At 60.1% G+C, this 16,170-nt stretch carries 11 protein-coding genes; 5 read left to right on the forward strand and 6 right to left on the reverse strand.

The genetic code is table 11. The features are described 5' to 3' along the window. Positions 1 to 20: 20 nt before the first annotated feature. From ACKUG4_RS13195 to ACKUG4_RS13205, 3 genes are all read right to left on the reverse strand, one after another. On the reverse strand, positions 21 to 2,771 hold the full coding sequence (locus tag ACKUG4_RS13195; protein ID WP_445434166.1) for an RHS repeat-associated core domain-containing protein: 2,751 nt from the start codon (positions 2,769 to 2,771) through the stop codon (positions 21 to 23). Continuing rightward, on the reverse strand, positions 2,768 to 7,195 hold the full coding sequence (locus tag ACKUG4_RS13200; protein ID WP_445434167.1) for a SpvB/TcaC N-terminal domain-containing protein: 4,428 nt from the start codon (positions 7,193 to 7,195) through the stop codon (positions 2,768 to 2,770). Before ACKUG4_RS13200 ends, ACKUG4_RS13195 begins: the two co-directional genes overlap by 4 nt. A 150-nt stretch (positions 7,196 to 7,345) precedes the next feature. Further along, positions 7,346 to 8,869, reverse strand: a complete 1,524-nt coding sequence (locus ACKUG4_RS13205) for a fumarate hydratase (RefSeq protein WP_064599048.1) — start codon at positions 8,867 to 8,869, stop codon at positions 7,346 to 7,348. A 311-nt stretch (positions 8,870 to 9,180) separates the two neighbouring features. On the opposite strand from ACKUG4_RS13205, the gene ACKUG4_RS13210 reads away from it, so the two are divergent. From ACKUG4_RS13210 to ACKUG4_RS13220, 3 genes are read left to right on the forward strand one after another with little or no spacing between them, the layout of a single operon-like run. Further along, positions 9,181 to 10,287, forward strand: a complete 1,107-nt coding sequence (locus tag ACKUG4_RS13210) for a GGDEF domain-containing protein (protein ID WP_445434168.1) — start codon at positions 9,181 to 9,183, stop codon at positions 10,285 to 10,287. Continuing rightward, complete coding sequence (locus ACKUG4_RS13215) at positions 10,280 to 11,215, forward strand: iron-sulfur-binding ferredoxin reductase (protein WP_445434169.1); 936 nt, start codon at positions 10,280 to 10,282, stop codon at positions 11,213 to 11,215. The genes ACKUG4_RS13210 and ACKUG4_RS13215 overlap by 8 nt, the downstream gene beginning before the upstream one ends. Positions 11,216 to 11,244: 29 nt before the next feature. Next, positions 11,245 to 11,994 (forward strand): enoyl-CoA hydratase-related protein, encoded by a 750-nt coding sequence (locus tag ACKUG4_RS13220; RefSeq protein WP_064599042.1) that lies wholly within the window; start codon positions 11,245 to 11,247, stop codon positions 11,992 to 11,994. A 292-nt stretch (positions 11,995 to 12,286) separates the two neighbouring features. On the opposite strand, the gene pyk is transcribed toward ACKUG4_RS13220, so the two are convergent. After that, positions 12,287 to 13,738, reverse strand: a complete 1,452-nt coding sequence (gene pyk, locus ACKUG4_RS13225) for a pyruvate kinase (protein WP_007951250.1) — start codon at positions 13,736 to 13,738, stop codon at positions 12,287 to 12,289. Between the two features lie 173 nt (positions 13,739 to 13,911). On the opposite strand from pyk, the gene ACKUG4_RS13230 reads away from it, so the two are divergent. Continuing rightward, on the forward strand, positions 13,912 to 14,298 hold the full coding sequence (locus ACKUG4_RS13230) for a tetratricopeptide repeat protein (RefSeq protein WP_011335675.1): 387 nt from the start codon (positions 13,912 to 13,914) through the stop codon (positions 14,296 to 14,298). A 218-nt stretch (positions 14,299 to 14,516) separates the two neighbouring features. Then, positions 14,517 to 14,876 (forward strand): PilZ domain-containing protein, encoded by a 360-nt coding sequence (locus tag ACKUG4_RS13235; protein WP_007951248.1) that lies wholly within the window; start codon positions 14,517 to 14,519, stop codon positions 14,874 to 14,876. 44 nt (positions 14,877 to 14,920) lie between these two features. On the opposite strand, the gene ACKUG4_RS13240 is transcribed toward ACKUG4_RS13235, so the two are convergent. Together ACKUG4_RS13240 and ACKUG4_RS13245 are read right to left on the reverse strand one after the other, a co-directional pair. Then, the gene (locus tag ACKUG4_RS13240; RefSeq protein WP_011335674.1) at positions 14,921 to 15,325 is read right to left on the reverse strand and encodes a DUF6124 family protein; all 405 of its coding nucleotides are present in this window, start codon (positions 15,323 to 15,325) and stop codon (positions 14,921 to 14,923) included. Between the two features lie 542 nt (positions 15,326 to 15,867). After that, a complete protein-coding gene (locus tag ACKUG4_RS13245) occupies positions 15,868 to 16,083 on the reverse strand; it encodes a hypothetical protein (protein WP_041475416.1) in 216 nt (71 codons plus the stop codon). Positions 16,084 to 16,170: the final 87 nt, after the last annotated feature.

The raw sequence follows: 16,170 nt of genomic DNA on the forward strand, positions 1-16,170 counted from the left end.
GTCTGATCACCTGCCGGTTGTTATTTGTTCTGCTGTTTGTGTGCAGTTTGCCTTCCATAGGTCCTGAGCATTTGTTTTCTGTCATCGATAACGTACAAGGCTCTTTCAGTGAGTGCGTGCAGATTCTCGCGTCGGACAGACCTGGCTTTTTGAGTGCCGACTCTCCCTTGTGCCAGGTCGAGTACAAAATCGAGATCCGAGTTGTAGAACTCGTTGACCCCAAGCTCGCTGAAGGCTGTCTGGCCGGCGTTGGATACGCCGAGAATGTTTTCACGCAATGCGTCGAGCGCATTCAGCTCGGCTTCGATTTCCTGTGAAAACATGCCTTCTTCGGCCCTGCTCCCCTGTTCTGCCACTTTACCAAGCTCTATAAGTTCTCCTAATCCGTAGAGTTGTGATCCCCCGGTGGCGGAGATGGCATTGACCGAGGCTTCGATGGCGTCCTTTGGCTCAAAGGATCTGATGTCCATGAACGCATCGAGGGGACCACTTTCTAATCCTCTCGCCTGGTTCGAGATTGCATCAGCGGATATATCGGTTTTGCGGGGTATCAAAGGGTTGGAAACGTCCTGGAAGGCTGAAAAAGCCAAATCGACCACTTTAGCGGAGTGTTCAGCAGTGAAGTTGCCAATGGTCAGCCCCTTGACTTCACTCACCATTGACGAAAAAGGATCTCCTCCTGCTAATTTTTCCACTGCACTAAAAAGATCGTTTGTGGAGAACCAACTGGCAACGACTTTGGCGACTTGTACGAGAAATTTTGCAACTATGACGGTACGCAACCGTCTCCGACTCGAAAGGTTGTCAATCTGTCGTTCGAGGATATCCATTTCACTGTTGGCAACACTCAGGAATTTCATCGAGTAGGCAGCTTGAGCTTTCAGCTCTGCCCGCGTCCTGGTCTGTCCGCCAGTGTCGACGTACGTCATCGGGTTGTTCCCGACAAACGCATACCGGTTCAGCCCGTCCTCATCACCCACCGGGTCAGAGCTGGCCCAGCGTCCCAGCCAAGGCGCGTAATACCGCGCTCCATAATAATAAAGCCCGCTGCAATCCATCTCCTTGCCCGAGTAGCGGATGAACTTGTAATCCGCCTCCACGAGTTTGTCTGCGACCATCCACGCGGTTCCGCCCAATGCAAAATAGCCTTCCTGGTTGATTAGCCGCGCCTGTTGATCGAGCTTGGTCACGCTTGAACCCAGATGATCCGTCAGGGAATAACGCATCTGATCCGCATCGATGCCGGGCGGTTTGCCAGCGACCCAATGCAGGCAGGTCACTTCGCCGACGCCCGTGCTTACAGAAATCCGGTGCAGTTCTTCACCCGAACTCTTGCTTCGGATTTCCAGATTGTCCACATAGTGCACCTCCTCGACATGGCTGACCTTGCGGGTGTGGGTCTCGTATCGTTTGTAGACCCTGGTGCCCTGGCTGTATTGATACATTTCCTGGTCAGGCGGACCGCTGGCATGTTTCGCCAGGGTCAGTGACGCCAGTTGATTGCGGCTGTTCCACTGCATGGGCTGACCCCGCTGCAGGGCGAGCAGATTGCCGGCGGGGTCGAACCATTCGGGAAAGATCGGTTCCGGATCGCCCGTTTTCCAGCGCACACCGCGGTTGCTGTCCGGGTCGATGAACATCTCGAAGGTATGGGTACTGCCGTCGCGGACATGGGTGAGCAGGGTGAGGTTTTTGCCTTTGTCGTATTCGAAGGTCTCGACATAGTTGCGCCGGTCCCGTGGGTCGGTTGGCTGAGGCCGGCCCGGGTTGTCCCTGGGCGGGGCGTCGCTGTACCCGGTGGCGCGGATCAGCTGATAAGTCGTGTCATAGTCAAACGTGCGCTGGCCGTCGACCCGCTGGTTGCGGAAAAACGTCGGTGTATAGGTGTGGTCAACAATGCGGGTGGTGTTGCCCACCCGGTCGTATTCATACCCGAAATCCTGAATCGCCGGCTCTGAAGCCTTTTGCGCGTACTGTCGCAGCAGGCGTCCGTCGGCGTCCCGGTAACACCAGCGGTTGGTCACGTCGTTGCCGAGCCGTTGTCTGGTGATCTGGCCGGCGGCGTTGTAATCCGCACCTTTCAAAACCGGCTTGAAAGCTTGTCCGTTGAGTTGCAGTTGTACCTGGACGAGTTGCCCGTCGATGCCGTAGGTCGACTGTTGTAGGTGCCCGCCGGCGTCAGTGGTTTGCAACAGTGCGCCGACGGCGCTGAAGACCCGACGGCTGGTGCAGGTTTTGCCGTCCTTGAAGGTGCGGGTTTCTTCCAGCGTCTGCCCGTGCATGCCGAAGCTGTCGAGGTCGAGCGTGCCCGATGGATCGCTCAGTGCCGTCATTTGCCCGCGCAGATTGAGCGTCGGGTCGGCCGATGCGTCGAGGTAGCGAAAGGTTTCAAAGTTCGCTGCACCGTTTTCTGTGACGGCCAGCAGACGCAGTAGTGGGTCGTAGGTCATTTCCCGGTGATTGTCGTTGGCATCCCAATGGTGCAGAAGTTGACCGCCGGGACCTGGCAGCACAGTGTCGTTGCCAGCGTCGACGTTATGAGTTTTGACCGCCATGCCGTCCAGCCTGTGAACCATGGTGCTATTGGGCGTGGGTAGACGCGGATCGCGCAGCGCAACCAGTCGGCCGGCAACGTCATAGTGCTGTCGGGCAATGAGCGCCTGCACATCCTCGCCGGCAACCCTGCGCAGGTAGTCGACCTGTCTGATGGCCTCGCCGCGCGGGCCGATGACGGCCAGCGATGGCGTGTGCCAATGCACACTGGCGTTCATGGCTTGACCTTCTTCGCCGGTGTGTCGTCGGTGTCGTTGAAGTCATAGCTGAGCTTGAACCATGGGTGCAGGATATCGAACGCCAGATGGCCGAGGGCATTGATGGTCTTGATCGGCCGCCCCAGTGCGTCGTAGAACATCCGGTCGTGGTAGCCGTGCTCACGCATCGCGCTGTCATTGATGTAGCGATGGGTGTTGAGGAAATAGGGGCGGTAAACGCGGATGGTTTCGCCTTTGTGGTTGTATTCCACGCGCCCGCTGACTCGCCAGCGCGGATCTGCCGGTGCCGTGCGCGGCTGGCCACGATCCAGCGCAAGGTTGTTTTCGGCCGTGGCCACATAGGCATCGCCCGGCGGGACGAGTTGTTTGCTTTGCAATTCGCGGCCGAAGCCGTCGATGTAAGCGATGACCATCTGAATCAATTGCAGCGGGTCGGTGTGGTAGCGGTCGGCAACCAGATTGAGACTGTGCACCGGTTGCCGCTTGGCCGTGCGGATGATCTCGAACAGTGTCTGTTCGCTGGCTGTGCACTTTTCCCGCTGGTTCAGCCAGCGCAGGGCCGAGGCGCGAATATGGCCGTCGGGCAGGATCAGCCCTTTGGCGATCCATTCGTTTCTTTTGAGCGGCAGCGTTCCGGGCGGTAGCAATGGCATCCAGCTGTGCAGTTCCGTACGCACCACACTGGCGGCGGATGCCAGCACTTCTTTTGGATGGGCGAGGGCGTACTCGGCGCTCAGATCTGTCTGCTCGGGGTACTCCGCCAATGGTTGGAAGCCAGCCGGTTTGCCTTCTTCCGTACCATGAAAACTGTGCGCCATGGGCTGGCCGCCTGGCTCGTAAAGCACTTCATGGATGTTGTCGTTGGCGTCCGTGATGCTCAGGGGCTGGAGCGTGTGAAGGTCATGACTGATTGTCGTCGTGCAGCCATCCGGCAGGGTAATGGCAATGGTCAGCAGGTGGTTTTCGTCCCGGGTGATGTGCGTCACGCCATGGCTGGCGGTCTGTTGCACATCGGTGACGTGGTAAAAACCGTTGGCGCCGGTGTAGGTGAAAAATCCGCTGTCGGCTGACCACAGGTTTTCCAGGTCGTCCTCTACCGGGTCATCGGGGAAAAACACATTCATGGGCCTGTATCCGATCGTCTGCAATTCTGTGCGAATGGCAAATGGCGGCGGGATGTTGTCGTATGCCGACAATGCCTTCTTGTCGAATACGGCCTGTTCCGTCGGCCCGGCCAGCGGCGGGAAATGGAGCTTGCCGCCGGCCTCCAGATACGTTTGCTGCGAGAGCGAAGTCAGTTCACGGGCGGCTGTCCACTGGGCGCTGTCCATATGTCGCGTGAAGCTTTCAAAACTGATGTCCTCGGGGCGCAGTCCGCTCGGCAGCGTACCCTTGGGCAGCTTCAGCGCGTTGCTGCGCTGACGCCAGGGCAAGCCGAGCAGGCGATGGCCGTCTTCAGTCAAATGCTTGAACCCGGCACGGCTTTCCGTCAGATAGAAACACTGCTGTTGCTCATCGTGGCTATCCATCCAGGCTTGCCGTTGATCCTCCTGGTCGAAGGGCGGTTCGTCGGTCTCGGTGCGGCGACGCGCGCAGGCGACAGTGAAACCGTGAGTCAACAGGCCGTACTCGTCCCACTCTATATTGACCACATGCTGGCAGAGCGGGTCGTCCATGACGCGCTCGTATTGATGGCTACGGGTTTCCTGTTCAAGCACCAGCAGGCTCGAAGGTTTGTCCAGGACTTGCCGGACCCGATAGCGATGTTCGGTCAGGGAAAACAACCGCGTGGGCTCGGGGTCGTCAGCCTGGGACACTTCGCTGCGCAGTAGTCGGCCGCTGAGGGCATAGGCAACTTCATTTTCGTCGACCGGGTAGGGCTTGCGGGTCACCTCAGTGCCTTCGACGGCGTCGAAACGCGAATACACGGTGGCACCCAAGGGAGTGGCTTGCGGATCCAGCTCACAGATGTTCCTGAGGGGCAGATCGATGTATTGGCCGGTATGAAACCACTGCGTCACGCGCATCGGCGCCGTGTGGCCGCTCTCGGCCTTGCCCGGTTCCAGTTCGCTGTCGATCTGACAGACCCGGCCGAAGCCGCGAAATTCACGTTCCCTACCGTCGTAGTAACCCTCGAAATACTCGAATTGCTGACTCAGCTGATTGCCGGTGATTTCGTCCAGTTGTTGCAAGCAGCGGAGCACCGTCTGCGGAAACGGCAACCGGCACACCGGACGTCTGCGCGCCATCAACTCCAGGCGTTTCTCGTCCAGCCAGAATTGCGCACTGCTGCGATGTTGCAGCGTAGCGCTGTAGCCCATGTTGTTGTTGCAACCGGTGAGCAGGTATGGCCTTGCATTGACGAAGTGATACACCCAGTGCTGCGGTTTCATGTGCGGCTTGGTAAACAGCAGGCTGGCGCAGCCAATGCCTTGCAGATCGGCGAAGGTCACCTGGCAGAGGTTGTCGTAGCGCACGCCCCTGGGCCACTGGACGACTTCCGGGACTTGCGCAAAGGCGTTGCCACCGTAATTCCAGTAGATCTCGAAGTGATCGGAACAGAGCTTGATCAACGCGGGCGCGCCGGAACCGTCGAGATCGGCGAAACGAATGTGATCGGCATTGAAGTGCTTGTATTCGAAAGGCAGAGCGCTGATCTCGACACCCTTGCCGAATCTGCCATGACCCAGATTGGCCCACGCTTCGATCTTGTCATGGCGAACCCTGCACAGTCCCGAGCGGTCGCTGGCGTGCAGGTTGGCGAACATCACCAGTTCGGTGAGGGCTGGGCCGAACAGCGGCAAGCAATCCGGGGTCGGGGTATGCGGTACATCCTTGCCGGGCGCGAATCCTTTTTCCCGCACATTGGCGTACACCCGTACGCTGTTCGGGCCGATCAGCGCAATGTCGTCCAGACCGGCGCCGCTCAAGTCGCCCATCTGGGCCAGTTGATGGAAATATTCCACGGGGAACTGGCTGAACGGTTTGAACAATGACCAGCTGCCATCCGGGTCGAGCGCGTAATACCCACTGCCACCGGGCTGGGCAACGATCCAGTCCAGACGGCCGTCACCGGTGAGATCGGTAAGAATCTGCACCACCTGTTTGCTGCTGTCGGCATTCGGGATCAGCGGCAGCAGGGTCCAGGGGCCGTAGACGATTTCGTCTGTGCCGGGCATGCCGCGCAAGGGGTCGCGGTAGTACCAGCCACCGTCGTACCGGCAGAGAAAACCGGGCAGGCCTTCGCCGTAAAGATCGACGCAATGGTAAGGCTGACCGTCATTGAGGCCTGGCATCGTGTCGAGTGCCAGAAAGGCCTGGGGAAATGGATTGGGCTTGAACAGTTCATAGAAGTACTCCAGCGGGGGAAAGTGTTTGATATGCCCCTGCGCGTCGTAATTCATGTAGTGCGCGGCGCTCAGGTGGTTATAGAGCAGCGCCGTGGCCTGGTGCTCCAGCAACAGGCGATTGACCAGCACCTTCTCCGGGCCCGTGTTGTTGAACAACAGGAACTGCCTGCACAACCGTCGGCTACCGACCTCGAAGCCATAGCGATGCATGCGAAAAGGGTCTGAGCGCAGTGGCCAGGCGTGTTCGTCCGGTGCCTTGAACGGCGGAACCGCATCGAGCCCGGTGTCACGTTCTCCGTAGTCCACGATCAGCCGGAACAGCCACTCCAGATCCTGCGGTTGCGCGTGGTCCAGGCACAGCAGGTCGGCACTGGCGGTCTTGTTGCAGTAGCAGACCTGCCGCAGATAGCGCTGGGCCCGATAATCAAAGCGTGGGTCAACTTCGTTGTCGTCGCGCTTGTACTCGAAAAAGATGTTTTCTCCCACCGCATTGCGGATTTCCACCAGCAGCCACGCGGCGATGTGGCCCGGGATTTCAGGATCGCAGATGCACGAATCCGGCGTGATGCCATAGCACTGTTGCGAGCCGTCGGCACGCGCGATTATCCAGAAGGGGTTGCCATCGTCAGGTGTCCAGAGTTCGTAGCGGTCGAACGTACTTTGCAGGCGAGGAATGTAGCGAACCACCGAAAACTCTCTGGCCCGCCTCCCGATACCGAGGGTGCGTCGGGTCGACAGGATCTTGTCGTCAGCCGTCAGTTCGGGTCGCAGATCCGTGCCGTCGGCCTGCATGATGTCGGCGTCTTCATATTTCGGTACGCCTTTGCTGGTCTTGCGCGAGATGGCCGCCAGCGGCAGATCCCAGCCGAGGCCGCACGTCCCGTTGCCCGCATTGCCGTCGTAGACCAGTTGCAACTCGGGATTGAGGCTGCGCGCGTCCAGGGTCGGCAACGGCAGCGTGTAAGACCGTTGCCCGGTGACACCGATCTCCCCCCAACTGCGTCCGTTGGTGGCAATGGACGCAGTCCTGGCGATGGAGGGAGGAGTGACGAGCGCATCTGCATCCGGGACCATGGCAGCGCAACCTGTAAACGTCGAGGTTCCACGCTAACAGAGGGCATCGGGCGTGACACCTGTCAGATCTGACAGGTGCCGACTGACGGCAGGCAAAAAAAACGGGCGGTCATTGCTGACCGCCCGTTTTTTCCGAAGCCGATGAAGCGCTTACTGCACTTCAACCGCCAGGCTTTCGCTGATCTTCTGTTGCCAGATCGCAGGACCGGTGATGTGTACCGACTCACCTTTGCTGTCCACCGCAACGGTGACCGGCATGTCCTTGACCTCGAACTCGTAGATCGCTTCCATGCCCAGCTCGGCGAACGCCAGAACCCTGGACTTCTTGATCGCCTGCGCCACCAGGTAAGCGGCACCGCCGACGGCCATCAGGTACACGGCCTTGTTGTCCTTGATCGCGTCGATCGCGGTCGGGCCGCGCTCGGACTTGCCTATCATGCCCAGCAGACCGGTTTGCTCGAGGATCTGACGGGTGAACTTGTCCATCCGCGTGGCGGTGGTCGGGCCAGCCGGGCCAACCACTTCGTCACCGACCGGATCAACCGGGCCGACGTAGTAGATGAAGCGACCTTTCAGATCAACCGGCAGGGTTTCGCCCTTGTTCAGCATCTCGACCATGCGCTTGTGCGCGGCGTCGCGACCGGTGAGCATCTTGCCGTTGAGCAGGACGGTTTCGCCCGGCTTCCAGCTCTGCACGTCTTCCGGGGTCAGAGTGTCGAGGTTGACGCGACGGGCCGAAGGGCCGGCTTCCCAGACGATTTCCGGGTAGGCGTCCAGCGGTGGCGCCTCCAGCGAAGCAGGGCCGGAACCGTCGAGCACGAAGTGCGCGTGACGGGTGGCGGCGCAGTTCGGGATCATGCACACCGGCAAGGAAGCGGCGTGAGTCGGGTAGTCCATGATCTTCACGTCGAGCACGGTGGTCAGGCCACCGAGGCCCTGGGCGCCGATGCCCAGCTGGTTGACCTTCTCGAACAGCTCCAGACGCATTTCTTCGATGCGGTTCTGTGGGCCACGGGCCTTGAGCTCGTGAATGTCGATGGATTCCATCAACACTTCTTTTGCCATGACGGCGGCTTTCTCGGCGGTACCGCCGATGCCGATGCCCAGCATGCCCGGTGGGCACCAGCCGGCGCCCATGGTCGGAACGGTCTTGAGTACCCAGTCGACGATCGAGTCGGACGGGTTGAGCATGGCCATTTTCGACTTGTTCTCGGAACCGCCACCCTTGGCCGCCACGTCCACTTCCACGGTGTTACCCGGAACGATGGAGTAGTGGATGACTGCCGGGGTGTTGTCCTTGGTGTTTTTACGCGCACCGGCCGGGTCGGCCAGGATCGAAGCACGCAGGACGTTTTCCGGCAGGTTGTAGGCGCGGCGCACGCCTTCGTTGATCATGTCGTCCAGGCTCATGGTCGCGCCATCCCAGCGCACGTCCATGCCCACCCGCACGAACACGGTCACGATGCCGGTGTCCTGGCAGATCGGCCGGTGGCCGGTGGCGCACATGCGCGAGTTGATCAGGATCTGCGCCATCGAGTCACGGGCCGCTGGCGATTCTTCGCGCAGGTAGGCTTCGTGCATCGCCTGGATGAAGTCCACGGGGTGGTAATAGGAAATGAACTGCAGGGCGTCGGCAACGCTCTGAATCAGGTCGTCTTGCTTGATCACGGTCATGAGTCGCGCTCCTCTAAAAGACGGGAACATTCAATAAGGTGCCTGCGGCTTGGGTGCATCGGTCGGTCGCAGACACCTTTCAAGGCACGCCGGGGCTGCTGGCGCGACGCTAAAAAGGCGCGGCAGTATACCGCGCCTCGGTGGCGGGCACATCTGCCGGGAGTCATTCGTTGGTCGCATGGCTGCAGGTTTTTGACGCCAAATACCCGGCCCGAAAATCAATGGTCATTTATCGCCTGCGCCACTAAAGTGGCAGCCGGTCTGTAGGGTAGGACACTCGGTCAGCCTCTTATCGCACGGTGAGTCAACGATTGACCCATAACGCCATTCAACGTCTTTTGCTCAAACGCTTCGCCCTCGCTGCAGCCACCTACGGATTGGCTTTGCTGCTGCTGTGGCTGGCGTATTTCACCGGTCACTACAACGATTCACTGGCCGGCGTCGCCGTCGGCAGTGCCCTGGTGGTGATCAGTCAGGCGGTCCTGTTCGCCCTGTTCTTTACCGGCTGCAATTTGCGCTTTTCCGACCCTAGCCTGACCGAAGCCCAAGTGCTGCTGGGCCTTGGCTGGCAGACGTGGCTGATTGCTCATCTGGAGGAGGCCCGGGGCGAGTTTCTCGTTTTCTATGTGCTGGTCCTGCTGTTCGGCCTGTTCCATCTGTCACAGCGGGCGTTCGTACGCTGCGCGATGCTGGTGTTCTTCAGCTTCTGCGCCATCACGCTGTGGGACGGTTACCACTTCCGTCTGCACGATCCGGCGCTTTCCGCGTTGCAGGTCTGCATCCTGCTGATCGTGCTGGCCTGGCTGGTGATCTATGCGCGTTTCGTCCAGACCTCGCGCCAACGCATGCGTCAGCGCCGGTTCGCCCTGCAGGCGCATCAGGACACCCTGCGCGGGATGATGCGCCAACTCGAAGACCTTGTTGCCACCGACGAGCTGACCGGGCTGTTCAACCGCCGGCATTTCCTGCGCCTGGCCACCCGCGAGTTGAATGCGATGGAGCCCGACGTGGTGCACGGTCTGGCGCTGATCGACCTCGACCACTTCAAGCGCATCAACGATATCCATGGCCACGCTGCCGGCGACCAGGTGTTGCAGGCGTTCGCCGGGGTAGCCGGGGCCTGCCTGCGCGACGGCGATGTGCTGGCGCGTTATGGTGGTGAAGAATTCGTGGTGCTGCTGCCCGATTGCAAAGCTGAAAGCCTGACTGCCTGTTGCGAACGCCTGCGCATCGCCTTCACCGACGTTGAACTGGTGGGCCTGAATGTGAAAAACCTGAGCCTGTCCGCCGGCATGACCTTGCTGGAACTGGGCGACGATCTGGACGACGCCTTGCAGCGTGCCGATCAGGCGCTGTACCGGGCCAAGCGTGACGGGCGTAACCGTTGCGCGGCGGCATGGGAGAACGTCGATGCCTGAACTGCGAGTGGGTGAACGACAGTGGTCGGTGGCGTCGGGCAGCAACCTGCTCGATGCCCTCAATCAGAACGGTGTGGCGGTGCCTTATAGCTGCCGCGCCGGCAGTTGCCATGCGTGTCTGGTGCAATGCGTGCAGGGCTTGCCTACTGACAGTCGCCCGGATGCCCTGAGCGCCGAGCAACGTGATCAGGGTTGGCGGCTGGCCTGTCAGTGTCAGGTGATCGAAGACTTGCAGGTGCATACTTTCGATCCCGTCACTGATGGTCGCCCGGCCACGGTCGAGGCGCTGGACTGGCTCGGCGACAGCGTGTTGCGTTTGCGCCTGATAACCCAGCGACCGTTGCGCTACAGCGCCGGTCAGCATCTGGTGCTGTGGGCGGGCCACATTGCGCGGCCGTATTCGCTGGCGAGCCTGCCGGCAGAAGACCGTTTTCTTGAATTCCATCTCGATTGCCGCCAGCCCGGTGAATTCAGCGATGCCGCGCGACGCTTGCAGATCGGCGATCCGATCCGCCTCGGCGAACTGCGCGGCGGCGCGCTGCATTACGACCCGGACTGGCACGACCGGCCGCTGTGGCTGCTGGCCGCCGGCACCGGGCTCGGCCCGTTGTTCGGCGTGTTGCGTGAGGCCTTGCGCCAGGATCACCGGGGCGCCATCCGCGTCATTCACCTGGCCCATGATGCCGCCGGGCATTACCTGGCCAAACCCCTTGAGGCACTGGCCGCGCAGCGGGAAAACCTCAGCGTCGAACTGTGGACGGCGGCCGAGTTGCCGGGCGCTTTGGCGCAACTGCGCCTTGTTTCCCGGCAAACCCTGGCCTTAGTCTGCGGCTCGACGGCCAGCGTCGACGCGTTTGCCAAGCGTCTGTTCCTGGCCGGACTGCCGCGCAATCAACTGCTGGCCGATGTCTTCCTGAGCCGTGGTTGAGCGCTGATTCTTCAGACGCGAGACACACCATGACCGACGCCATCCTGCTGCACCGCGAACGCGGTTTGCTGACCCTGCGCCTCAACCGCCCGGACAAGAAAAACGCCCTGACCCGGGCCATGTACAGCCAGTTGGCCGAGGCGCTCAAGCAAGCCAATCACGATCCCGAAATCAACGCCGTGCTGATCACCGGCAGCGCCGAGTGCTTCACCGCCGGCAACGACATCGCCGACTTCATCCAGCAACCACCGAGCGACCTCGACAGCCCGGTGTTTCACTTCATGCTTAACTTGCTTGAATGCCGTAAACCGGTGATCGCCGCCGTGGCCGGGGCGGCGGTGGGGATCGGCACGACGCTGTTGCTGCATTGTGATCTGGTGTACGTGGCGCGGGATGCACGGTTACGCATGCCGTTCGTCAATCTAGGATTGTGCCCCGAGTTTGGCTCCAGCCTGATCCTGCCGCGCTTGCTCGGGCAGGCCAAAGCCTCGGAGTTGCTGCTGCTCGGTGAAGGCTTCACGGGTGAGCAAGCCGCGCAATGGGGGATCGCCACCGAGGCGCTGGGCAGCGGCGAAGCCGCATTGACCAAGGCGCGGGAGATGGCGCTGCGGTTTGACGAGTTGCCGGCTGAAGCGGTGCGCATCAGCAAACAGTTGATGCGCGCGCCGGATCGCGAGTTGATTCGCAAGGTGATCGAGGAAGAGGGCGCACTGTTCACCCAGCGGCTGCGCTCGCCGGAGGCGCTGGCGGCGTTGACCGGGTTCATCAAACGGCATTGAGATATCCGCCGACCGCTTCGCGCATCGATCGCCCCCGCACTCCGCGCATCGACCGCGGCCACACTGCGCGCACGGACCGCCGCCGCACTCCGCGCACCGATCGTTCCCACGCTCCGCGTGGGAATGCAGCCCGGGACGCTCCGCGTCCCATGCCGAAGCGGACGCGGAGCGCCCATTGAGGCATTCCCACGCAGAGCGTGGGAACGATCAACGTAGTAACGATCAACACTCCTGAAATGAAAAAGCCCCGCCATTCAAATGGCGGGGCTTTTCGTTTTCAGCAGCCGGTCACTCAGACCTGCGGATCGCCCACGTGCAGGATCTTCATGCCGTTGGTGCCGCCGGTGGTGTGGTAGCTGTCGCCCTTGGTCAGGATGACCCAGTCGCCTTTCTCCACTACGCCGCGCTTGACCAGTTCGTCGATGGCTTTCTGGCTGACTTCGTTCGGTGCCAGCGAAGCCGGGTCGAACGGTACGGTGTACACGCCACGGAACATTGCCGCGCGAGCCTGGGCTTCTCGGTGCGGGGTGAAGCAGTAGATCGGCACCGAGGAGCGGATACGCGACATGATCAGCGGGGTGTAGCCGCTTTCGGTCAGTGCGATGATCGCCTTGACGCCCGGGAAGTGGTTGGCGGTGTACATGGTCGCCAGTGCGATGCTTTCGTCGCAGCGCTCGAATTCCTTGCCGATACGGTGGCTGGAGGTCTTGCTGGTCGGGTGCTTTTCAGCGCCGACACAGATGCGCGCCATCGCCTGCACGGCTTCCAGCGGATAAGCGCCGGCAGCGGACTCGGCAGACAGCATCACGGCGTCGGTGTAGTCGAGCACGGCGTTGGCCACGTCGGACACTTCGGCGCGGGTCGGCATCGGGTTCTGGATCATCGACTCCATCATCTGGGTCGCCACGATCACCGCCTTGTTGTGGCGGCGTGCGTGCAGAATGATTTTCTTCTGGATGCCCACCAGCTCGGCGTCGCCGATTTCCACACCGAGGTCACCACGGGCAACCATCACCGCGTCGGAAGCCTTGATCAGACCGTCGAGGGTTTCGTCGTCGGCCACGGCTTCGGCGCGTTCGATCTTCGCCACCAGCCAGGCGGTGCCGCCGGCTTCGTCGCGCAGTTGACGGGCGTAGTTCATGTCGGCGGCGTCACGCGGGAAGGACACGGCGAGGTAGTCGACTTCCATTTCAGCGGCGAGCTTGATGTCGGCCTTGTCTTTTTCAGTCAGGGCCGGCGCGGTCAGGCCGCCACCGCGACGGTTGATGCCTTTGTGGTCGGACAGCGGGCCGCCGATGGTCACGACGCAGTTAAGCTCGGTCGCGGTGGCGGTTTCAACGCGCATCACCACGCGGCCGTCGTCGAGCAGCAGCTCGTCGCCCACGCCGCAGTCCTTGACCAGGTCCGGGTAGTCGATGCCGACCACTTGCTGGTTGCCTTCGGTCAGCGGATGGCTGGTGGAGAAGGTGAACTGGTCACCGATCTTCAGCTCGATGCGCTTGTTGGCGAATTTGGCGATACGGATTTTCGGGCCTTGCAGGTCACCCAGCAGGGCGACGAAGCGACCGTGCTTGGCCGCGAGGTCACGCACCAGCTTCGCGCGAGCCTTGTGCTCGTCGGGGGTGCCGTGGGAGAAGTTCAGACGGGCGACGTCCAGGCCAGCCAGAATCAGCTGTTCGAGAACTTCCGGCGAGTTACTGGCCGGGCCAAGGGTAGCGACGATTTTGGTACGACGGACGGACATGCAAAGACTCCTCAGGTTCAAGCGCCAGCGAAGGCTACTATGCTCGAAGGGTGTAGTCATTGTTCGTTTGCACTACTTAATACTTTCTTTATTGAACACGGCAACTTTGGGACAAACGCGCCTGAAGATTTCCGACCAGGGGTCGATACAGAGCACAAGACAGGAGAACCCCCATGCGATTCGTGCCCATTGCCGCCCTTGCCCTCAGCGTCCTCGCCGCTTCGGGCTGCACCCGTTGGTCGATGAACCATCATTTGAACAACGCCTACAGCGCCTATGACCGGGGCAATTGCGAGCAGGTGATGCTTGAACTGTCCAAGGTCGAACGCGCCAGCCGCGCCCGCCCTTATGTGTGGCCGGAAGTGTCGATGATGCGCGGCCAGTGCCTCGAACGGCAGAAAATGTTCGTCGATGCGGCGCAGACCTATCAGTTCATCATCGCCTCGTACCCCAACAGCGAATACGCCTACCGCGCCCGCGCGCGTCTGGAAACCCTGCAGAGCTTGGGTCACTACCCGACGCGCAGCGCTGCCGCCGTGGTACGTCCAACCCGGTTCTGATGGCGGTTGCCATACAAAAGCTGGCTGCTTGTATAGGGTGAGCTATAGTCGAATGACACCGGTGCAGATCGATATCTGTACCGGCGCAACACCTGCGACTGGCATGAGATGCGCGTAGCGAGCGCCACACCGGGTGCGGGGAGAGCGAACCTGACGCACAGGTCCGTTCCGAAGCGAGAGTGCGGCTCTGTAATGGAGCCTTGCATGGCGAATTGCTTATGTTTACCGACCGTCGAATCGAACGGCATCAGCTGCCGTATTTTCTGCGAGTATTCAACAGCGTCACCGACAAACCCATCGGCTTTCTGGGCAACGTGTCCGAAGACGGTTTGATGCTCATCAGCCAGTTGCCGATGATGATCGGTGCCGAGTTCAACCTGCGCCTGAAAATTCCCTTGGGCGAGGGCTGTCAGCAGGTCATCGACCTCACCGCGTGCTGCCTGTGGTGCCACGAAGACGCGACCCCCCGACACTACGACGCCGGCTTCAGCCTGTACCGGACGCCGCCCGAGTATGGGCAACTGGTCGAGGCGTTGAAGCAGTACTTCAGCTTTCAGCCGTTGCCGGCCTCGGCTTGAAAACCAAAAGGGCCACAACCTGCCGAAGGTTGTGGCCCTTTTTCTTACTCGTTTATCGCAATCGCCCGTTCGTTATCCAGTGTCTTCTCCACCAGCAACAACCCCAATTCACTCAACTGATAGATCGCCATCGCCAGATGCCGCGGCTTGTCGTCCAGGCTGTCGGCCAGATCCAGCAACAGAATGCTGACCGAGGAAAAGGTTTCGTAGGTCTGGATGGCGATGGCTTCCGGGTTGATGTCCGGATCGACTTTGAACATCTGCATGCCACGATCCACGGAGTTGCGTGATTTTTCAGCTTTGGGGTTGAGGTAAAAGTCGAGGGCCCGATGGGCCGCGTCGTGGAGTTTTTTTGAATCGACGGAGGCGTAGGGGGAGACCGGATCGGTTTGATCAGTCTTGTCAGTTGGATCGATATCCGAAGGCGGATTTGGTGTAGCTTTGAACATACCTAACTTCCTAATAAGTTGGGCTGTTACCGCTTCGCGACTAAACGAGGGGGTGGCAGCTGTAAGCAGGTTAGTCGACCGGGGAAGTAGGCTTTTCCGGCGTGCCCGGGGGCACCCTGCTCACAGCCACCATCGAGTGCAGGGATAGGGAATACCCGACTGGACGATGCGTTTGCAAACCTATCTTACCTCGGGCGACTAAACCCGGCCGCTGATTGGCAGCGACGGGGATCAAGTTACGGGGCAACGCCAAGGTGCACAAGCCGGCGGATTCGCGCTTACATGTAGGCAAAAGCGTCACGTGTTGTAGCCTCAATTCCACCGTTTTTTTGTTGTCCACAAAAAGTGAGAGAACAACAGTTTTGCATCTCTTTTGAAGGTTTTTACACGTGGGGCAGAGCTAGTGTAGTCGTAGGCAAAGGGAGTTTTCTTGAGAACCGAGCTGTAAGAAAACCCCCAGTTAATTATTGGTTCTAGAGGACACGAACCGTAGAAGAAATACATCGAAAGATCTTGGAGACATAGGCGAAAGTCCGAAAGCTTTAGCTGGGACGTTTTCCTTTCAGCTTGGCCAAACCTTGATTGATGAAGCCAGCGTTTTCTCCGATTGTAAAAAGTGCTTCTCGGACGTTGTTTCCGGTATCCACCATTCCCTGTGCTTCGACCAGGAGTACTAATTCCATTAGAGCGGCTTCCAAGCCGAGTTGATTCTGATACATCCTTTCCAACACGTCTGATAGAGAGTATTGAACGGCCATTCTTAGGCTCCTTTTTGCAAAAAAACAAGCATAGCAGTGGCATCTGCGAGTGTTAGTTGGCTAGCGATTTCTACTCGACTGGTGAGA

This window comes from Candidatus Pseudomonas auctus (assembly GCF_048654275.1).
Lineage (GTDB): Bacteria > Pseudomonadota > Gammaproteobacteria > Pseudomonadales > Pseudomonadaceae > Aquipseudomonas > Aquipseudomonas pharyngis.